General features: G+C 63.1%; 18 protein-coding genes and 1 pseudogene. 8 read left to right on the top strand and 11 right to left on the bottom strand.

Annotated features, from left to right (window positions below):
* The 4 genes and pseudogenes from glyS to AAC126_RS16530 form a co-directional block, all read left to right on the top strand.
* Positions 1-865, top strand: a pseudogene (glyS, locus tag AAC126_RS16545) (glycine--tRNA ligase subunit beta); the annotation flags it as partial.
* A gap of 10 nt (positions 866-875) precedes the next feature.
* Entirely contained in the window at positions 876-3,548 is a 2,673-nt protein-coding gene (ppdK, locus tag AAC126_RS16540) for a pyruvate, phosphate dikinase (protein ID WP_339855286.1), read from the top strand.
* A gap of 155 nt (positions 3,549-3,703) precedes the next feature.
* On the top strand, positions 3,704-4,771 hold the full coding sequence (locus AAC126_RS16535; RefSeq protein ID WP_339855284.1) for a cytochrome-c peroxidase: 1,068 nt from the start codon (positions 3,704-3,706) through the stop codon (positions 4,769-4,771).
* A gap of 126 nt (positions 4,772-4,897) precedes the next feature.
* The gene (locus tag AAC126_RS16530; RefSeq protein WP_339855281.1) at positions 4,898-5,950 is read left to right on the top strand and encodes an SDR family oxidoreductase; all 1,053 of its coding nucleotides are present in this window, start codon (positions 4,898-4,900) and stop codon (positions 5,948-5,950) included.
* Between the two features lie 143 nt (positions 5,951-6,093).
* On the opposite strand, the gene AAC126_RS16525 is transcribed toward AAC126_RS16530, so the two are convergent.
* Positions 6,094-7,005, bottom strand: a complete 912-nt coding sequence (locus AAC126_RS16525; protein ID WP_339855279.1) for an NAD(P)-dependent oxidoreductase — start codon at positions 7,003-7,005, stop codon at positions 6,094-6,096.
* 25 nt (positions 7,006-7,030) lie between these two features.
* Positions 7,031-7,948, bottom strand: coding sequence for a 2-dehydro-3-deoxygalactonokinase (locus AAC126_RS16520; protein ID WP_339855276.1), 918 nt, complete (start codon positions 7,946-7,948; stop codon positions 7,031-7,033).
* Positions 7,949-8,064: 116 nt separating this feature from the next.
* Between AAC126_RS16520 and AAC126_RS16515 the strand changes: the two genes are divergently transcribed.
* The 3 genes from AAC126_RS16515 to AAC126_RS16505 all read left to right on the top strand — a co-directional run bounded on the left by AAC126_RS16515 (position 8,065) and on the right by AAC126_RS16505 (position 10,141).
* Entirely contained in the window at positions 8,065-8,913 is an 849-nt protein-coding gene (locus tag AAC126_RS16515) for a fumarylacetoacetate hydrolase family protein (RefSeq protein ID WP_339855273.1), read from the top strand.
* Between the two features lie 25 nt (positions 8,914-8,938).
* Positions 8,939-9,685: an SDR family NAD(P)-dependent oxidoreductase gene (locus AAC126_RS16510; RefSeq protein ID WP_339855271.1), complete on the top strand. Its 747-nt coding sequence runs from the start codon at positions 8,939-8,941 to the stop codon at positions 9,683-9,685.
* A gap of 69 nt (positions 9,686-9,754) precedes the next feature.
* A complete protein-coding gene (locus AAC126_RS16505; protein ID WP_339855268.1) occupies positions 9,755-10,141 on the top strand; it encodes a nuclear transport factor 2 family protein in 387 nt (128 codons plus the stop codon).
* Between the two features lie 129 nt (positions 10,142-10,270).
* Here AAC126_RS16505 and AAC126_RS16500 read toward each other — a convergent pair whose 3' ends face one another.
* Positions 10,271-12,028 (bottom strand): CHASE3 domain-containing protein, encoded by a 1,758-nt coding sequence (locus AAC126_RS16500; RefSeq protein WP_339855265.1) that lies wholly within the window; start codon positions 12,026-12,028, stop codon positions 10,271-10,273.
* A gap of 544 nt (positions 12,029-12,572) precedes the next feature.
* Between AAC126_RS16500 and AAC126_RS16495 the strand changes: the two genes are divergently transcribed.
* The gene (locus AAC126_RS16495; protein WP_339855262.1) at positions 12,573-13,490 is read left to right on the top strand and encodes a DMT family transporter; all 918 of its coding nucleotides are present in this window, start codon (positions 12,573-12,575) and stop codon (positions 13,488-13,490) included.
* A 9-nt stretch (positions 13,491-13,499) separates the two neighbouring features.
* Here AAC126_RS16495 and AAC126_RS16490 read toward each other — a convergent pair whose 3' ends face one another.
* The 8 genes from AAC126_RS16490 to AAC126_RS16455 form a co-directional block, all read right to left on the bottom strand.
* The gene (locus AAC126_RS16490; RefSeq protein WP_339855259.1) at positions 13,500-14,099 is read right to left on the bottom strand and encodes a uracil-DNA glycosylase family protein; all 600 of its coding nucleotides are present in this window, start codon (positions 14,097-14,099) and stop codon (positions 13,500-13,502) included.
* A complete protein-coding gene (locus tag AAC126_RS16485) occupies positions 14,092-14,610 on the bottom strand; it encodes a DUF2937 family protein (RefSeq protein ID WP_339855256.1) in 519 nt (172 codons plus the stop codon). The genes AAC126_RS16490 and AAC126_RS16485 overlap by 8 nt, the downstream gene beginning before the upstream one ends.
* A 10-nt stretch (positions 14,611-14,620) precedes the next feature.
* Positions 14,621-15,844, bottom strand: a complete 1,224-nt coding sequence (locus AAC126_RS16480) for a phosphopentomutase (RefSeq protein ID WP_339855254.1) — start codon at positions 15,842-15,844, stop codon at positions 14,621-14,623.
* Entirely contained in the window at positions 15,844-17,157 is a 1,314-nt protein-coding gene (gene deoA / locus AAC126_RS16475; protein ID WP_339855251.1) for a thymidine phosphorylase, read from the bottom strand. Before deoA ends, AAC126_RS16480 begins: the two co-directional genes overlap by 1 nt.
* Positions 17,158-17,169: 12 nt before the next feature.
* Entirely contained in the window at positions 17,170-17,910 is a 741-nt protein-coding gene (gene deoC, locus AAC126_RS16470) for a deoxyribose-phosphate aldolase (RefSeq protein ID WP_339855248.1), read from the bottom strand.
* On the bottom strand, positions 17,903-18,727 hold the full coding sequence (locus AAC126_RS16465; protein WP_339855245.1) for a purine-nucleoside phosphorylase: 825 nt from the start codon (positions 18,725-18,727) through the stop codon (positions 17,903-17,905). Before AAC126_RS16465 ends, deoC begins: the two co-directional genes overlap by 8 nt.
* The gene (locus AAC126_RS16460) at positions 18,724-19,701 is read right to left on the bottom strand and encodes an ABC transporter permease (RefSeq protein WP_339855242.1); all 978 of its coding nucleotides are present in this window, start codon (positions 19,699-19,701) and stop codon (positions 18,724-18,726) included. The genes AAC126_RS16465 and AAC126_RS16460 overlap by 4 nt, the downstream gene beginning before the upstream one ends.
* A 9-nt stretch (positions 19,702-19,710) precedes the next feature.
* Positions 19,711-20,502 (bottom strand): ABC transporter permease (locus AAC126_RS16455; protein ID WP_339855239.1); only part of this gene is annotated, 792 nt, incomplete at its 5' end.

The following is a 20,502-nucleotide window of genomic DNA, read 5'->3' as shown; positions in this document are numbered from 1 at the left end:
CGGAGCTGCAGGGCATCATGGGTCGCTATTATGCCTTGCATGATGGTGAGGCGCCGGAAGTCGCCGATGCCATCGCAGATCACTACGCGCCGCAGGGTCCAAACGACCGCTGTCCGACTGCGCCGGAAAGCATAGTTGTCGCGCTTGCGGACAAGCTGGACACGCTTGCCGGTTTCTTTGCTATCGACGAGAAGCCGACTGGATCGAAGGATCCGTTCGCCTTGCGTCGCGCCGCGCTTGGTGTGATTCGCCTAATCGTCGAGAACAAGCTACGCCTACCGCTGAGTTTAGCTTTCAAGAACGCGGCAGATTCTTATGACTATGAAGAAGTCGGTGCGCCGGACGGGATTCTCGATTTCTTCGCGATCGCCTGAAAGTCCATTTGCGCGAAGGTGGTGTTCGGCACGACTTGGTGTCCGCCGTCTTTGCTCTTGGTGACGAGGACGATCTGGTCCGTCTGCTCGCTCGCGTAACCGCATTGCAGTCCGTGCTTTCCACCGATGACGGTGCCAACCTTCTGGCGGGCGTTCGCCGGGCGGGGAACATTGTTCGTGCCGAGGAAAAGAAGGACGGGGCGGCTCATGACGGCGGCACCGACGACAGCCTGCTTGCGCAGGATGAGGAGAAGGCGCTTTCACAGGCTCTGATTGTGGCAGAAGATGGGGCTGACAAGGCCCTTGCCAGTGAGGATTTCGAAGCAGCCATGGCAGCTCTTGCGAGTCTGCGCGGGCCGGTCGATGCCTTCTTCGACAAGGTGACGGTGAATGTCGATGATCCGGCGGTGCGCCGGAACCGCCTCGCGCTGTTGGCGCGGGTTGGATCGGCGGCGCACAGGATCGCGGATTTCTCGAAGATAGAGGCCTGACGGCGGCGCGATGGAGAAGTGGATCTACACATTCGGCGGGGGAGTGGCAGAAGGCTCCGCCGGTATGGAAGATCTGCTTGGCTCCAAGGGTGCCAACCTGGCCGAGATGAGTGCGATCGGGCTGCCCGTGCCGCCCGGTTTCACCATCACCACCGATGTCTGCGGCTATTATCACAGCCACGGCAGCAGTTTTCCGGACACGCTTGATGCGGCCGTCCGGGAAGGGCTGGCCCAGCTTGAAAAAGCGAGAGGCGCCCGGTTCGGCGATCCGGAAAACCCGCTGCTCGTCTCCGTGCGTTCCGGCAGTGCCGCCTCGATGCCGGGGATGATGGACACGGTGCTCAATCTCGGCCTCAACGATGCCGTGGTCGAGGGCCTGGCCCGGAAGTCCGGCGATCGCCGTTTCGCCTACGATTGCTACCGCCGCTTCATTAATATGTATGGCGAGGTCGTGCTCGATGTGGACGGCTTCCTGTTCGAGGAGGCCGCCGACGAAATCAAGGAAGATCACGGCGCCGATTTCGACCGCGATCTTTCCGCCGACGCTTTTGCCGAGATGGTCACGCGCTTCAAGGAGATCGTCGAGAGCGAGTCCGGCGAGCGTTTCCCGGATGATCCGCTGGAGCAGCTCTGGGGCGCCATCGGCGGGGTCATCCGGTCCTGGAACAACCAGCGCGCGGTGATCTATCGCTCCCTGCATCATATCGCGGACGATACCGGCACCGCTGTTACCGTGCAGGCCATGGTGTTCGGCAATCTCGGCCAGGAAAGCGTCACCGGCGTTGCCTTTACCCGCAATCCCTCGACCGGGGTGAAGGAGCCCTACGGCGAGTATCTGCCCAACGCCCAGGGCGAGGATGTGGTCGCCGGATTGCGCACGCCGTTGCCGCTTGTGGAGAGCGCCATGCATGGCGCGGCGGAGGATGCGGAAGCGCTGTCCGCCCATGCGCCTGGCCTGTTCGACAAGCTACAGACCCTGTGCGACCGTCTTGAGCGTCATTATGGCGACGTGCAGGACATTGAATTCACGGCCGAGGACGGGGAGCTGTTCCTGCTGCAGACCCGGTCCGCCAAGCGCACGGTCGAGGCCGGGTTGAAGATCGCCGTCGATATGGAGCGGGAAGGCCTGATCTCACGCCGGGATGCGGTGATGCGGGTCAATCCGGACGATCTCGACAGCCTGCTTTATCCATCCGTCGATCCCTCGGTGGGCGCGGAGCCGATTGCCCGCGGCTTGCCGGCATCGCCCGGGGCAGCCAGCGGTATTGTCGTGTTCGATCCGGACGATGCCATCAGCCGGTCCCGCGATGGTGCGAACGTCATTCTGGTTCGCAAGGAAACCAGCCCGAACGACATTCACGGCATGCATGCCGCGGTCGGTATCGTCACCGCACGCGGCGGTCTGACCAGTCATGCGGCGGTGGTGGCCCGTGGCATGGGGCGGCCCTGCATCTGCGGCGCCAGCACGGTCCGGATCGATGCGGCGGGAACTTGTTTCACCGTCGGCGACGTGACCGTGCACGACGGCGACGAGATCACGCTCGACGGCACCGGAGGCGGGATCTATCTCGGTCGCATTCCAACCATCGAGCCGCAGCTTCCGGAAGACCTGAAGACGCTTGTGTCCTGGGCCGACGAGATCCGCAAGCTCGACGTGCGGGCCAATGTCGAGACCATGGAAGATGCCCGCGCCGCCCATGCCTTCGGGGCGGACGGTATCGGTCTGGTCAGCACGGAGCATACCTTCTTCGCGCCGGAACGGATCATGACCGTGCGGGAGCTGACCCTGGCCCGGAACGAAAAGGAGCGAAAGCCTTCGCTTGACCGTCTGTTCCCGTTGCAGCGGGCCGATTTCACCAGACTGTTCCGTGAGCTGCGCGGCTTCCCGGTGGCGGTCCGCCTGCTTGACCCGCCGCTGGATGAGGTCCTGCCGGATTCCGACGCGGAGTATCGGGAGACAGCCGAGATGCTCGGCCTGCCGATCGAGGCGGTGCGCAAGCGGGTCGCGGCGGTGCGCCAGATCGTGCCGGTGCTCGGCCATCGCGGCTGCCGTCTGGCGATCTCCTATCCGGAAATCACCGACATGCAGGTCCGCGCCATGTTCGTGGCGGCGAGCGATGTGCTGAAGGAGTTCGGCGATACGGTGACGCTGGAAATCACCGTGCCGCTGGTCGTCGGCAAGCGGGAGTTCGATTTCGTCCGGGTCATTGTCGACCGGGTGGCGGCGGAGGTCGAGCAGGAGACCGGGTGCACAATCGCCTATCGGGTAGGCACCCTGATCGAGCTGCCCCGGGCCGCGCTGCGCGCCGGGGAGATTGCCAAGAGCGCGGATTTCTTCAGTTTCGGCACGGACGATCTGACGCGCACCGTCTTCGGCATGTCGCGCGACGATGCCGACGCGTTCCTGACCACCTACATGAACAATTCCGTGGTCGATCTCGATCCCTTCGTCACCCTCGATATCGAAGGCGTCGGCGAACTTGTGCGGATCGCGACGGAACGCGGCCGCGCGGAAAACCCGAAATTGCTGATTGGCATCTGTGGCGAGCATGGCGGGGACGCCAAGACTGTCCGCTTCTGCCATTCCATCGGGCTCGACTACGTCTCCTGCACGCCGAACCGCCTGCCGGTGGCCCGCATTGCCGCCGCCCAGGCGACAATCGAAGGCGCGAAAATTTCCTGAAAACCGTCGGGCCATTGAGGCAGATCAATGCTCAATATTTAGAATCATTCTAAATATTGAGCTGGCTCATAAAACAATAAAAACACAGAGCCTTTTCAACCGTCTAACGGGACCGTCATCAGGCGGCCCAACGACAATCGGAAAGGACAGACGATATGTTTGGGACAAAATGGCATGCACGTTCCGTCGCGGGCCTGCTGACACTCGCGATATTTGCGGCGCCGTCCGTGGCCCGGGCGGACGAGTTGCTGGAAGAGGCGCGAAGTTATTTCGAGCCGATCCCGTCGGTCGTGCCGGCGGTGCGGGACAATGCGGTGACGCATGAGAAGGTGGAGCTCGGCAAGATGCTCTTCTTCGATCCGCGGCTTTCTTCCAGCCATCTGATCAGCTGCAACACCTGCCACAATCTTGGCATGGGCGGTGACGACAATCTCGAGACTTCGATCGGCCACGGTTGGGCCAAGGGGCCGCGCAATGCACCGACGGTGCTGAACGCGGTCTTTAATGTCGCCCAGTTCTGGGATGGCCGGGCGGAAGATCTGAAGGCGCAGGCCAAGGGGCCGATCCAGGCCGGTGTGGAGATGAACAACAAGCCGGAGGCCGTGGAAATCACGCTTCGGAGCATGCCGGAATATCGCGCGCGGTTTGCCCGCGCTTTTCAGGGCGAGGAGCATCCGGTCACGTTCGACAATATGGCCAAGGCCATCGAGGCATTCGAGGCGACGCTGATCACTCCCGCTTCCCGTTTCGACCAGTATCTCGAAGGCAATGAGGCGGTACTGACGGCGGACGAGAAGAAGGGGCTGGCGCTCTTTATCGAAAAAGGCTGCGCCGGATGTCATGCCGGGATGAATATCGGCGGCGAGGGATATTTCCCGTTCGGTGTCATGGAAAAACCGGGTGCTGACATCCTGCCGCCGGGCGATCAGGGCCGCTTTCAGGTAACCCAGACGGCGGATGACAGTTACGTCTTCCGTGCCGGACCGTTGCGCAACATTGCGCTGACGGCGCCGTATTTCCATTCCGGCATGGTCTGGGACCTGCGCCAGGCCGTTGCGGTCATGGCTAAAAGCCAGCTTGGCGAGACCATGACCGATGACGAAATCGATCTGATCACCAAATTTCTGCAAAGCCTGACGGGCGAGCAGCCGCGCATTGAATACCCGGTGCTTCCGGTCAGCAGCGCGGAGACGCCGCTGCCGCAGGATATGATTGTGCGGTAGAGCGTCGGGAAAATGAGCGATGGCGGGAGGGCATGTTCCTCCCGCTTCTTTTTTCCGGTGCCGTGTTGCGTTGACGCCGGAGGGTATGCCTCTCACACTGCCCGCAAAAATATTGTGGAGGAGGCTATGGGGCGGAAGAAAGCATTGGTGGTCGGTGCGCTCGGGGTTATCGGTCGCCGGCTGATCCAGCATCTCGAGGAGGCCGGTGGCTGGGAGATTGTCGGCCTGAGCCGCAGGATCCCGGATTTTCCAAGCAAGGCTTCCTACATTTCCGTCGATCTGCTCGACCGGGCGGACGCGGAAGCAAAGCTCGCCCATCTGACGGACGTCACGCATATTTTCTACACAGCTTTCCAGGCCCGTCCGGTATGGGCGGAGCATGATGCGCCCAATCTCGCCATGCTGGTGAATGCGGTCGAACCCGTCGCGGCTGTTTCTCCCGTGCTGGAACATGTCCAGTTGATGGAGGGGAACAAGATTTATGGCAGCCATCTCGGGCCGTTCAGGACCCCGGCCCGGGAAGAAGACCCGCCGCACATGCTGCCGAATTTCTACCACACCCAGGAAAGCTGGCTGCGCGCGGCTCAGGAAGGACAACGCTGGACGTGGTCCGCTCTCCGTCCGCACACGGTTTGCGGCTTTGCCGTCGGCAATCCGATGAACATCACCACCTGCATCGCTGTTTACGCGACGATCTCGAAGGAGCTTGGCCTGCCATTGCGCTTCCCGGGCAAGCCGGGAGCCTATGAGGCGGTTTATCAGGTCACCGATTCAGCCCTGCTGGCGCGTTCGATGGTCTGGGCGGCAACGGCGGGCAGTGCGCAGAACGAGGTATTCAACATCACCAACGGCGATTTCTTCCGCTGGAAAAACATCTGGCCGCGCTTCGCCGAGTTTTTCGAGATGGAACCGGGGGACGTGCAGACCATTCCGCTGACCGAGTTCATGGCGGACAAGGCACCGCTCTGGGAGCGGATCGTAGAGCGCGAAGGTCTGATGCAAACGCCCTACGCCGACATCGCCGCCTGGCCCTTCGCGGATTATGTCTTCGGCACCGACTGGGACGTGATGACGGACACGCTGAAAATCCGCCTGGCCGGTTTCAACGAGTATGTCCGCTCGGAGGAGATGTTCATCGATCTGTTCGACGAGTTCAGGACGCGGAAGGCTATTCCGTAAGGGGATACGTCTGTCCCTACCCAAATCCACCCCAATAATACCGTCATCCTCGCGTAAGCGGGGACCCAGTGATCGTAGAGCGGTACCCGATGTTCCCTGGGTCCCCACGTGCGTGGGGATGATGACGGCCCAAATATGAAGCGTCAGCTACCCGGCCCGCTATCCGGCTTGTCGCCGACACGGTGCGGGGCGTTGCGGTGCTCCAGTTCGAGCAGCAGGGCGGTCTGGTCGTATTCGGCGAGGCCGCGTGCGCTGAGTGCGCTGTAAAGATCGCGGGCAAGATTGAGAAACGGCAGATCGAGGCCGCATTCCCTGGCCGTGCGGAGGACGGTGTCGAGATCCTTCAGCGTGTTCTTGACCTGAGCGCCCGGGGCCCAGTTGCGCTCAATGATACGATTACCGTGCTCTTGCAGGACGCGGCTTTCCGCGAACCCGCCGCGCAGGGCGTCGCGTACCGACGCGGGGTTGGCGCCACCGGCCTCGGCCAGCAGCATCGCTTCCGACAGTCCGGCGATGGAGATCGCGACGATCACCTGATTGCAGAGTTTTGTGAGCTGTCCGGCGCCGCAGGGACCGACCCGGAACGGGCGGCCCATGGCGGCCAGCACCGGGGTCGCCTCGACAAAGGTATCCTTCTCGCCGCCAACCATGATGGCCAGGCTGCCGAGTTCGGCGCCCTGGGTGCCGCCGGAGACCGGCGCATCGAGATGGCGGATGCCGAGCTTGGTCAGCTCGGTGTCGAATTCCTGTTCGGCCTGCGGGGCGATGGAGCTCATGTCGCAGAAAATGGCCCCCGGCTTCATGGCGTCTGCGACGCCGCGCTCGAACAGGATTTCCCGCACGGCTTGGGCATCGGTGACGCTGGTGCAGACGATATCCGCGTCCGCGACCGCTTCGGAGGCACTCTCCGCGATGGTGGCGTGGTGGGTGACAAGCGGGTCTGTCTTGCCCGCAGTCCGGTTCCAGACCGTCAGCGGAAACCCGGCGCGGGTGATGTTGGTGGCCATGCCAAGGCCCATCCGCCCGATGCCGAGAAAGGTGACATTCGGTGTCATTCCCGTCCCTTCGTCTTCTGCGCCCCTAGAGCCTTTTCCGAAGGCCAGTGGCCAGCCGGAACAGGCCGTGTGCGCCTGTATACTCTCCCAATTGGCGACAGCGTATACCATGCCGCGCAATCGCGGGGGTGTAGAGATCGGTGAGGTCTGGGTTGCCGATTATGCAAACCTCCGATTTTTCAGCGAGATCGCGGGTCGCGGAGGCGACCTCGCTGCCGATTAAAAGACCGGAGAGAAAACTGCCGCTTTCCTCGACCGGCAGGGTCTCCAGCAGGGTTCCCGCCCGCACGGTGAAGAGATGGGCAAGCAGGCCCGCATCCGAACGGGCGGCCGTGAGGCCTTTCTCGAAGCCCGCATCGGACCAGACCGCATGCTCGATGGTGGTGCCGAGGATCGAGTGCCGCCGCAGCACATCGAACAGCTCGCCGGTCATGTAGGTATGGAAATCGCGGATGATGCCGTCTTCAAGCAGGGCCCATTTGCTGTGGGTGCCCGGCAGGCAAAGCAGGTGCCGCCCCGGTCCGAGCTGCTCCAGCGCACCGAAAATCTGCAATTCCTCGCCCCGCATGACATCGGCCCGGCCCCCTTCGGAAAGGGAAAGGCCGGGCGCGATCCAGAGGGCGTGTCCCGATTCTGTCCGGGCGGCAATGGCGTGACTGACGAGGCTTTCCGGATCCGCCGGGCAGGGCACATAGGGCGCCTCGAACCAGCCCTGCCGGCTGCCGATCATGCCGCCGAGAACGATCAGCGGCCGGGTCTCTCCGGCAGGGGGGAGCCAGTCGCCCACTATTGTCTGAAAGGCATCCTCGAAATCGCCGTCGTCGATGGCGCGAATTCCGGCAGGCGCATCGCGCCGCTCCAGGATCGCACCGTCTTCCGCCATGCGGAAAGCCCGCAGCCGGGTGGTTCCCCAATCCAGTGCCAGCACTGCCGTATCGCTCATCCTCATGCTCCCTTATGGTCGGCAACGGCTTGACTTGCCGATATCCGGTTGCAAACCTCGCAGCCGTCCTTAATAGGTTGCAAATCAGAAAAACGCTAAGGGAAGGAATAACCCTCATGAAGCTGTTGCGGTATGGCGCACCGGGTGCCGAAAAGCCGGGGATTCTGGATGCCGACGGGAAGATCCGCGATCTCTCCGGCATTGTCGGCGATATCGACGGTGCGGCGCTCAGCCCCGAGGGCCTGACGAAAATCAAGGCGGCGGACGTCTCGTCCCTGCCCGTTGTCGGTGGCGACCCGCGTCTCGGCGCCTGTGTCGGCAAGGTCGGCAAGATGATCTGCGTCGGCCTGAACTACAGCGATCACGCCGCCGAATCCGGCATGGACGTGCCGCCGGAGCCGATCATTTTCATGAAGGCGACCTCCGCGATCTGCGGCCCGAACGACGATACCGTCGTGCCGCGCGCTTCCAAGAAGCTGGATTACGAGGTTGAGCTCGGCATCGTCATCGGCAAGAAGGCGAAATATGTCTCCGAAGCCGATGCGCTGGATTACGTCGCCGGCTACTGCGTGGTGAACGACGTTTCCGAGCGTGAATTCCAGGCGGAGCGTTCCGGCCAGTGGACCAAGGGCAAGAGCTGCGACACATTCGGCCCGACCGGTCCCTGGATGGTGACAAAGGACGAGATCCCTGATCCGCAGGCGCTTGGCATCTGGGCCAAGGTCAATGGCGAGACCCGGCAGGACGGCAACACCAACACCATGGTCTATGGTCCGGCCTTCCTGGTGCATTATCTCAGCCAGTTCTTCACCCTCGAGCCGGGCGACGTGATCCCGACCGGCACACCGCCGGGCGTCGGCATGGGCTTCAAGCCGGAGCCGAAATACCTGAAGGCCGGCGATGTGGTCGAGCTCGGTATCGACGGTCTCGGCGTGCAGCGCCAGACCTGCGTCGCCGACAGCTAAGACAGCCGAAACGGGGAAGATGACCATGGTGAGTTACGATTTTGCAAAACGGGCCGCCGTGGTCACCGGCGGCGCGCGTGGTATCGGCAAGGCGGTTGCAGCCCGTCTTGCCGCCTCCGGCGCGTCCGTCAGCCTGTGGGATGCGGACGGCGACAAACTGGCGGAAACCGCCGCGGAGCTGGGCGGTAATATCCATACGTCGGTGGTCGATATCACGGACGATTCCGCCGTTGACCGCTCGGCGGCGGAGGTCGAGCGGGAATTCGGCCGGCTCGACATCATGGTGAACAGCGCGGGCATTACCGGCCCGAACACGAACACCTGGCAGTATGGCGTTGCCGACTGGCGCCGGGTGATCGATATCGATCTGAACGGCACCTTCCTGTGCTGCCGGGCGGTGGTGCCCTACATGTTGCGCAACAATTACGGGCGCATCGTCAATATCGCCTCGGTGGCCGGCAAGGAGGGCAATCCGAACGCGCCCGCCTACAGCGCGGCCAAGGCCGGGGTGATCGGCCTGACCAAGTCCCTCGGCAAGGAGCTGGCGGAAACCGGCGTTACGGTGAACTGCGTCACCCCGGCGGCCGTGAAGACCGATATTTTCGATCAGATGACCGAGGAGCATATCAATTTCATGCTCTCGAAAATTCCGATGAAGCGGTTCGGCCAGGTCGAGGAAATCGCCAATCTCGTGGCCTGGTTGAGTTCCGAGGATTGCACCTTCAGCACCGGTGGCGTATTCGATTGTTCGGGTGGGCGCGCGACCTACTGAGGTCCGCTCCCGGGAGGCTTAGCTTCAAGGCGGCAGACCATGAGCCGGGGCCGGCAAACAGATATACTGATGCGGAACGAGGCCTTCTATACGGCCTTCACCACCCGGGACCTGGCGGCTATGAAAAGCCTCTGGGCGTCGGAGATGCATGTCAGTTGCATCCACCCCGGCGGCGTTCCCCTTTTTGGCCGTGAGGCCGTTATCGAAAGCTGGGTGCAAATCCTGTCCAGCCCGGTCCGCTCCTCGCTGCAATGCCTGGAGCCGAAGGTTCACCTTCTGGGTGAAGATCTGGCCCTTGTCGTGTGTTTCGAGCAGCATGGCACGGAGACTCTGACCGCGACGAACATCTTTGCGTTCGAGAGTGCCGACTGGGTGCTTATCCATCACCAGTCGGGGCCGGTTGCTGCGGAGGTCAGTGCGCTGGCGGACATTCCGGCGCCGCGGTTGCTGCAATAGCGTAACCGTGGTTGATCCAACGGCCAGCGAAGCACAAGGCGCGAAGTCTTGATCCGGCTCCCGGTTAAGGAGAGTTGGGGATGCCGAAAGACCGATTGATGGTGATCGGCATTGCCCCTTATTACAGAATTAGCCCTCTCTGACTTTCTGCAGGAACTGCGAGACGTTGTTCTCAAGCGAAACTGCTTGCTGGGCCAGCTCTCCGACCGCCGACAAGACTTGAGATGCCGCGGCCCCAGTTTCTTGCGTACCTGAAGACACCATCGCGATATTCGAGTTGACGTCCTGAGTACCCTGAGCGGCCTGTTGAACGTTCCGCGATATCTCCGAGGTCGAGGCTGCCTGTTGTTCGACTGCGGCTGAAATATTGCCGGCAATCTCATTGATGCGTTCCACGGTTCCGGTGATCCTCTCGATGACCCCGACAGCCGAGCCGGTAGCGTCCTGAATCGACGTAATCTGCGTAGAGATATCTTCGGTCGCTTTGGCGGTCTGGTTCGCGAGGCTTTTCACTTCGGATGCAACAACGGCAAACCCTTTGCCGGCGTCACCTGCCCGTGCAGCTTCGATGGTTGCATTCAGTGCCAGAAGATTGGTCTGCTCGGCGATATCCTGAATAAGGTTTACGACTTCTCCAATTTTCTGTGAAGCGCTCACCAATCCCCGGACTTCGTTTGTAGCCTGCCCCGCTTCCTGAACGGCGCCGTTGGCTATGGCAGACGACTCTTCAACCTGCCGACTGATCTCCTGAACCGATGCGCTAAGCTCTTCGGCTGCGGCTGCGACGGTCTGCACATTCGCGGCAGCCTCTTCCGAGGCGGCTGCCACCGCAGTCGATTGTTCGGAGGTCGACTCTGCAAGGCCGGTCATGCTTTCGGCTGTTGCCTGCATTTCGGTCGCGGCCGCAGACACCGCCTGAACAATACCGCCGACGGACGCCGCGAATTCGTCGGCAAGCCGGTTCATATCAGCGCGCTTCTCTTCAGCGGCCTGACGCTCCCGAGTGGCGTTTTCTTCGCGCAGGCGCTCGGCCTCGATGGCGTTTTCCTTGAATACCATGGTGGCGCGGGCCATCTCGCCAATCTCGTCGCCGCGATCGGTGCCTTGGACATTCACCGAACGGTCTCCATCGGCGAGCTTCCGCATCACCCCGGTCATGCGGCCGATGGGGCCACCGATCGAACCGCCAATCAGCCAAGACACAATCAGGCCGATAATCACGGCGCTTGAGGTCGCGACGAAGATGATGATGAAGGTCTGGTCGACGGTCTTAACGTTGGTTGCCGCGCGCTGCTTCATCAGCGCCTCTTCCTCAGCGGCGAAGTCGGCCATGATCTGGCGGAACGCGTCGAAATATTGTTTGCCCCGAGCTTCACCGACCAGATCGGCCATATCGTTCATGGTCTTGGACTTGCCGACGTCCCGGCGAAATTGGATCTGCATTTCAGTGACGTTCGTCTGCCAGTCGCGCAGGATCTTCTCCGCTTCGCCAAGCCGGGCGACCTGGCCCGGGTTGTCGCTGACGGTCGCCTGCAGCTTCGCGATCTCCGCATAGACCGCCTTTTCACCGTTTTTGTACGGATCGAGGAATTCCTCGCGTCCAGCGAGCAGGAACCCGCGCATGCCGGTTTCCATGTCGACAGCCGAGGCGACGATACCTGCGCTGTCTGACAGGACCACACGGGTGTGGTCGACCCATTTGCTGGTCTGTTGCATCTTGTCGATATTGTATAAAGCGATAGCTCCGACCGCGATCAGGAACAACAAGGGCACGAACGCGCCGATCAGCACCTTGGGCTTGGTCTTGATGTTCTGGAATTTGAAACTGCGTTTTACGGTGTTGGCAGAAGATGGCTCAACCACCCGAGCAGGCTGTCTTGCGGTCATTTTGGATTATGTAACCTTTAAGGTTAGAGCGAAAACGCTTGTGAAGATGGCGCATAATTATTGGCCGGAATTTAAGATTTGATGAACAGAGTGACCCTGTTCACTGTCCGGGTTTATCTCAAAGGTCAGCCGTTCATTTCCTGTATCAAAGCGTTGTCCGGTGCGATCAAGGACAGGGACTTCAATATCGTCGGCATTGCCTGCGCCATCTGTACCGCGCAGGCACAGGGCGTAACCTGCCGGCTTTTTCGGTGCTTACCGGATCCCGGCCCTTGAGCAGCTCGGGACGGAGCTGGATGCGGATGTGGAGGCTATTTTGTCCGCCGCGAAGGCAGGCAATTGAAAGCAACCTGGCAGCGCTCGCTTTTTTGCCTTGCCGACAAAATGCTCTGAATCCGACGCCGGTTTTCAGTAGGCGACAAAAATTATAGATTTATTAAGGCGTTATCGATTCCTTAGCCGTCAGATGGCCGTTTTTTGCATGCCTCAATCGGCGGTTGCGGGCGTAGCCTTGAAGAATTGTTGCCGCCCGAAAGCCGAGCTCATGCCCGCTGCTCTTCCCGTTGTCGCTGCCTCCGCCGGATATGGACGGGGGATTGCCTGCCAGCTCACTGCCGTCTTCCTGTTCGCGATAATGGGTATTCTGGTGAAGGGACTTGGCGACTCCTATCCGACATCGCAGATCATCTTCTTCCGGAGCCTGCCGGCACTGCTGCCGCTGTTTCTGTACCTTCCGGCGCAGGGCGGCTGGCGCGCGCTGCTGACCAGACGGCCCGACCTGCAGTTCATTCGGGCAACCGTCGGTGTCGCCTCCATGTTCGCGGGCTTCTACGCACTCTCCCAGATGGATTTCGCGACCTACGTCACGATCAGCTTCTCCGCGCCTTTGTTCGGCACGCTGCTGGCCATCCCGTTCCTGGGCGAGAAGGTCGGCATCAAGCGTCTCGCCGCCGTGCTGACCGGTTTTGCCGGTGTGGCGCTGGCGGCCGCTCCGGACGGCAGCGGGATCAGTCTTTATGCCCTGCTGGCGCTCGCCGCGGCCTTCGCCTATGGCTCCATCATGGTGGTCATGCGCAAGCTCGGCAGCATCGACCGGAGCGCGGCGACGGTGTTCTATTTCACCCTCGCGGGCGTGATTGTCGGCGGTGTGATGATGCCGTTCGAATGGGTAACGCCGACCGTCGTCGATCTTGCCCTGCTGATCGGTGTCGGTGTTCTTGGCGGTGTCGCGCAGATGTTGATGACGGAAGCCTTCCGTCAGGCGCCGACCTCCGTCATTGCCCCGTTCGACTACACGGCCATGCTCTGGGCCGCGACGCTCGGCTATCTGGTGTTCGGCAACATTCCGTCGAACCAGGTGATCGCAGGCGCCAGCATCATCTGCTGCGCCGGCCTCTTCATCCTCTATCGCGAGACCAAGCTCGGCCTGAAGAAGCCGAAGCTGAAGCGCTCCAGCCTCTAGTCTGCCCCTCTACCGGATGAGCCGCGCCACCTCCGCCCGGAGGTGTGGCAGGATTTCATCCTCGATCCACGGGTTTTTCTTCAGCAGATTTCCGCTGCGCCAGCTCGGATGCGGCAGTGGCAGATAGCGGGGAAGATATTCCCGCCAGCTCCGGACGGTTTCCGTCAGGGTCTTTTTCCGGACCTTCCCGAGATATTCCTTCTGGGCATACATACCGGCCAGGATGGTCAGCTCGATCTCCGGCATGTGACCGAGCAGTTCCGCGTGCCATTGCGGCGCGCATTCAGGACGCGGCGGGGCGTCGCCGCCGTTCGGCAGCACCCCCGGATAGCAGAATCCCATCGGCATGATGGCGATCCTCCCGGAGCTGTAGAATGTCTCCCGGTCCAGGCCCATCCAGTCCCGCAGCCGGTCGCCGGAGCGGTCGTTCCAGGGAATACCGCTTTCATGGACCTTCGTGCCGGGCGCCTGCCCGACGATCAGGATGCGGGCGGCGGGGCGGGGCACGACGACGGGGCGCGGGCCGAGCGGCAGGTGGTCCGCACAGATGCGGCAGGCGGAAACGCGTTCCAGCAGGGAGGCTAGTGCGCCGGCAGGCTGCTCAGACACGGTCGAAGCGCCTCCGCTCCCGCTGTCCGCCGCCGAAGATCAGGCGCCAGATCAGTGACAGCAGGGCGTGCAGTATCCAGGCAAGCAGAATCCCCGCGACGGCGAATCTGGGATCGATGGTCAGTGTCGGACGGTAGGTTTTCCAGGCCGCGGGGCCGACCACGGGATCAAGCTGCCGGAAAGCAATCCAGGGCCGCAGCATGTAGGGCGCCGTTGCCAGGGCTTCGAGGCTTTCATCAAGCTGCCGTGCCCGGTCGCGCCGGTTCAGCATGTTCGTGGCACCAGTGCGGATCGCGTCGTCGGGTGATGCCTGATACCGGCCCGCCAGATCCTCAAGGGACATGTTGAAGGCGGCGGCGTCCTCGACATCCTTCCTGTGCGCGGCCATTGCTTCGTCACGGGCCCCGCCGAGGCGCTGTTCATATTCCTGGACGAGCTGTGGCACTTGCGAGCCACCGATACCGCCGCCGGCGATCATGGCGATGAGGATCAGGTCACGGAAGATCTTCATCGCGGGCTCCCTATGCCGTGTGCCCGAAAGGCCGGCCATGCGGCATATCGGTAATGCCAAGGTGCAGGGCCAGACTCTGGCCGACATCGGCGAAACTGGAGAGATGTCCGACCGGCCCGTCAGGGCGTGCCCCGCCGAGAACCAGGACAGGGACATTCTCGCGGGTATGATCGCTGCCGCGCCAGGTCGGGTCGCACCCGTGGTCGGCGGTGATGATCGCCAGGTCGTCCGGTCCGAGCAGGGCCTCGAATTCCGGCAACCGCCGGTCGAAGGCTTCAAGCGCGGCGGCATATCCGGCCGGATCGCGGCGATGGCCGAAATGCACGTCGAAATCGACGAAATTGACGACGATGAGACTGTCTGACCCGGCGTTTCGGGTTTCCGTCAGCATCAGGTCGAACATCGCGTCATTGTCCGGCGCCTTGACCTCCCGGCCGGTGCCGTCATGGGCGAAGATATCGCCGATCTTGCCGATGGAGATCACAGCCCCGCCACGGTCGGACTGGCGCCTCAGCAATGTCGGCGCGGGCGGCAGCACGGAATAGTCCCGCCGGTTAGCGGTGCGCCGGAAACTGGCAGGGTCTTCGCCGATAAAGGGGCGGGCGATCACCCGGCCGATATTCAGCGGGTCGACAAGCGTGCGCGCCGTCTCGCAGAGGGAGAGCAGCCGGTCGAGCCCGAAATGCTCTTCATGCGCGGCGATCTGCATCACGCTGTCGGCGGAGGTGTAGATGATCGGCTTGCCGGTGCGGATATGTTCCGCGCCCAGTTCCTCGATGATGACCGTTCCGCTGGCATGCCGGTCGCCGAGCCAACCGGGTAGTTCGGCGGCCTTCATCAGACGTTCCATCAGGTCGCGCGGAAAGCAGGGTTCCGTTTCCGGAAAATATCCCCAGTCGAAGGAAACCGGAACGCCGGTCAGCTCCCAGTGTCCGCTTGGCGTGTCCTTGCCGTTGCTGATCTCGGATGCATAGCCCCAGCTTGCATCGGGTGCCGCCGCCGTCAGGCCGGGTGCGGGCTTTCCCGTGCTTGCTTCGAGCGCGCTTCCAAGGCCGATTCGGCAGAGATTGGGCAGGGAGAGGGGGCCCGACCGATCCTTGTTGTCTCCGCGTCCGGCAGCGCAGGCTTCCGCGATATGGCCGACCGTGTTCGCGCCCGTATCGCCGAACGCCCCGGCATCGGGCGCGCCGCCTATACCGACGGAATCGAGGACAATGAGGAAGGCGCGGGCCATCAGGTGACGATCTCGACAATGGCAGAGCTTTCCGCCGCCTCGTCATCGCCAAGGGTAAAGGCGGCTTTCAGCGTGTCCGCCGCGCGGGCCGCATCCGCTTCGTTTTTCGCATGCACAATGGCGAGCGGACGGTCGCCGTCGACCCTGTCGCCAAGCCCGGCGATCTCGGTCAGCCCGACGGAATGATCGATCCGGTCCTCGGCCCGGCGGCGTCCGCCGCCAAGCTCGACCACGGCCAGGCCGACGCGGCGCGTGTCGATTGCCGTGACCGTTCCGGGGCGATCGGCATGGACCGCAACAACATGCGGGGCCTCGGCGAGGGCACTGGTGTCGCGCAATATATGGGTTGGCCCGCCAAGGCCGGAGACCATCCGCTCGAACCGTTCGGCGGCGGAGCCCGAAGCCAGGGTGCCGAGCAGCTTCTGCCCGGCGCTCTCCCGGTCCGGCGTGAGGCCGCCGGTGACAAGCATTTCCGCGCCGAGCGCGATAACCACGTCATGCAAACGGTCGTCCCGCCGCTCGCCGGTCAGGTAATCGATGGTCTCGCGCACTTCCACGGCGTTCCCGGCGCTGTGGCCGAGTACCTGGTTCATGTCCGTGATAAGTGCGGTGGTCGGCAGACCGGCACCGTTCGCCACATCGACGATGGAACGGGCAAGGGCGCGGGAGCCGTCGAGGGTTTCCATGAAGGCGCCGGAGCCGGTCTTCACGTCCATGGCGAGGCCCGAGAGCCCGGCGGCGAGCTTCTTGGAAAGGATCGAGGCGGTGATCAGCGGAATGGATTCGACCGTCGCCGTCACGTCCCGCACGGCATAGAAGCGCCGGTCCGCCGGGGCGAGATCCTCCGTCTGTCCGATGACGGCACACCCGGCCTGCTCGACCACCTTGCGAAAGCGGGAGAGTGCCGGTGCGGTATCGTAGCCCCGGATTGAATCCAGCTTGTCCAGGGTGCCGCCGGTATGGCCAAGCCCGCGTCCCGAGATCATCGGCACGAAACCGCCAGCCGCCGCGACCATCGGTGCCAGCATCAGGCTGACCTTGTCGCCGACGCCACCGGTCGAATGCTTGTCCAGCACCGGGCCGCCGAGCGCGCCTGCGTCCCAGTCTATCACGGTGCCGCTGTCCCGCATCGCCAGTGTGAGGGCGACGGTCTCTTCGGTATTCATGCCATTCAGGAAGACCGCCATGCCGAAGGCGGCGATCTGTGCCGGGCTCGCTTCGTCCCTGGCAATGCGCTGGACGAAAGTCGCGATCTCGGTCTGCGAGAGGACGGCGCGGTCACGCTTTTTGCGGATGATTTCCTGGGTCAGCATGGCGGCAGTGTCTCACCCTTTGTGCCCGAGTGTCTTCAGAAGTGCGTCAAGCAGACTGCTGGCACCGAACCGGAATGTCTCCGGTGTGGCCCAGCCCGCCCCCATGATGTTGTCGGCGAGCCGCAGATAGGCAAGGGCCTGCTCCGTCGTGCGAATCCCGCCGGAGGGCTTCAGGCCGACCGGCTTGCCGCTGTCCCGGATCGCTTCCAGCATGATGTGGGCGGCTTCCAGGGTAGCGGAGACGGGCGTCTTGCCGGTGGAGGTCTTGATGAAATCCGCACCCGCTGCAATCGCATCCCGGCTGGAGCCTGCGATGGCTGTTGCAGTTTGCAGGCGGCCTGTTTCCAGAATGACCTTGAGGTGCGCGGTGCTGCCGCAGGCATCCTTGCAGGCGGCAACAAGATCCCCGGCGATAGCACTGTTGCCGTTCAGCCAGCTGTCATAGGGCCAGACCACGTCCACCTCGTCCGCGCCATCGGCAACGGCCTGTTTCGTGGTGGCGACGGCACCGGCGATATCCGGTCGGCCATGCGGGAAGTTCGAGACCGTGGCGACGCGCACGCCGGTTCCGGCAAGTGCGCTCTTCGACTGCGCGACGAAGGCCGGCCAGACGCAGACGGCGGCGACCGGTCCCGAGGGCGTCACGGCGCGTTTCAGCATGGCGCCGACAGAGGCCGGACTGTCATCGTCACCAAGGCTCGTCAGGTCGAGCATGGACAAGGCACGGGCGGCTTCAGTGCCGGTGTCAGTCATGGATAGGGTCCTTCAGAAATTCCAGCAGCAGGCGGGTCATGGAGTCCGCGATTGTCGCGCCCTGGGTCAGCGTGTGCTCGTGGTCGAGAATTTCGTTCGCCACCATGCCCGCGCCGAAATTGGTTATACCGGAAATTGCGGCAACCCTGAGGCCCGCATGCCGGGCGGCGAGCACTTCCGGCACTGTCGACATGCCGACGGCATCGGCGCCGAGGATGCGGAAGGCGCGGATCTCCGCCGGGGTCTCGAAGTTCGGGCCGAGCGCCCAGAGATAGATGCCTTCATGCAGTGCCACGTCACTGGCTTCGGCGCCGCGCCGGAGCGCGGCCCGCAGGGTGACGTCATAGGCCTGGGTCATGTCGAAGAAGCGCGGGCCGAGGGCCGCGTCGTTCGGACCGATCAGCGGATTGGCGCCGGACCAGTTGATGTGGTCCGTCAGCATCATCAGGCTGCCGGGCGCCATTTCGTCCTGCAGGCTGCCTGCGGCGTTCGTCAGCACCAGACTGTCGATGCCGAGTGCGGCGAGGGTGCGGACCGGCAGCACGATGTCCGCCAGCGGATGGCCTTCATAGGCATGGGCCCGGCCCTGCAAGACGAAGACCTCGCGGCCGGAGAGCGTGCCGTGGATCAGCGTTCCGTGATGACCTTCGACACGCGGTTTCGGAAAGCCGGGTATATCGGCGAAAGAGACTGAAGCCGGGTTCTCGACCGCGTCCGCGACGGAGCCGAGGCCGCTGCCGAGCACCAGCGCGATCCGGGCGCTGCGTCCCGGCAATGCTTTGCGAATGGCATCAGCCGCCGTTTCGTATGAGGTCACGTCCGCTCCTTCACGTAAGGGGTGCCGCTGGCTTTCGGGGCGATGGCCTTGCCGATGAAGCCAGCCAGCAGGACCACGGTCAGGATGTAGGGCAGGGCCTGCAGGAGCTGAACCGGAAAGATTCCAATCACCGGCAATTCGACGCCCTGCAGACGGACGGCCATGGCGTCGAGAAAGCCGAACAGCAGGCAGGCGAACAGGGTCGGCACCGGTTTCCATTTGCCGAAGATCATCGCCGCCAGCGCCATGTAACCCTTGCCCGCTGTCATGTCGCGGACGAAGGCGGCGGAATGGGCGGTGGAAAGATAGGTCCCGGCGATGCCGCACAGAATACCGGCGATCAGCATCGCGCTGTAGCGCAGGCCGGTAACGCTGATCCCGGCCGTGTCGACCGCCGCCGGGTTTTCTCCAACCGCCCGCAGCCGCAGCCCGAACCGGGTGCGGTAAACGACCCACCAGGTCAGCGGCACGATGGCGAGGGCGAGATAGACGAGGATGTTGTGCCCGCTGATCACCTCCGCATAGATCGGCCCGATGACGGGAATGCCGCGCGCGGCATCGGCGAAGGGCAGGGCATGCTCGGTGAAGCGCGCGGAGGCATCGAGGGTTGGCGTGCGTCCGCCCTGATGGAACCAGGCAATGCCGAGCACGACGGTCAGCCCGGCGGCGACAACATTGATGGCAACGCCGCTGATCACCTGATCGCCCCTGTGGGTGATGCAGGCGAAGCCGTGCAGCAGGGCCAGTCCGATCGAGACGGTAATCCCGGCGCCGAGCCCGGCCCAGGCCGAACCGGTGATGGCCGCGGTCGCGGCGGCGGCGAATGCGGCCGCCAGCATCTTGCCTTCAAGCCCGATATCGATCACGCCGGAGCGTTCGGCGAACAGCCCGGCCATGGCCGCGAGGATCAGCGGCGTGGCGACGCGCAGCGTGGCGTCGAGGGTGAGCAGGATCAGGAGATATGTGTCCGCCATGCTCGCCCCCTAACCCCGCACCGGCATGAGCCGGCCGATCAGCCGCGCCACCAGCGGGTTGAACATGTAGGCCAGCGCACCGGAGAACAGGATGATCAGCCCCTGGATGACGATCACCATGTCGCGGGTGATCAGCTCGAACTCGAAATCGAGCTCCGCGCCACCCTGATAGAGCGTGCCGAACAACAGGCTGGCCAGCACGATGCCGATCGGGTGATTGCGGCCCATCAGGGCGACGGCGATGCCGGTGAAGCCGTATCCGGCGGTGAAGTTCAGCAACAGCTTGTGCTGCACGCCCATGATCTCGTTGATGCCGACCATGCCGGCCAGCATGCCGGACAGCGCCATGGTCCAGAAGATCGTCTTCTTCGGATCGATCCCGGCATAGATGGCCGCCGTCTCGTTCCGGCCGACCGTGCGGATGGCATAGCCCCAGCGGGTGCGCCAGATGAAGATGGCGACGAGGATTGCGGCAATCAGGGCAAGGACGAAAGACAGGTTCAAGGGAGAGCGGGAGACATCGATCCCGATGATTGCGAATACCTGATGCGCCATCGGCAGCCAGGCGCTTTCGGCGAACTCCCGGCTTTCGGGGGACATCTGCCCCGGTTTGATCATCACATTCACCATCAGATAGACCATCAGCGCGGAAGCGATGAAGTTGAACATGATGGTGGTGATGACGATGTGGCTGCCGCGATAGGCTTGCAGCCAGCCCGGCACCGCCGCCCAGATCCCGCCGAACAGGGCGGCGCCGATCATGGCCAGCGGCAGGATCGCGTACCAGGGCAGCAATCCGTC

The sequence above is a fragment of the uncultured Nisaea sp. genome, from assembly GCF_963974195.1.
GTDB lineage: Bacteria > Pseudomonadota > Alphaproteobacteria > Thalassobaculales > Thalassobaculaceae > Nisaea.
This window is presented reverse-complemented; position numbering and strand designations above follow the sequence as displayed.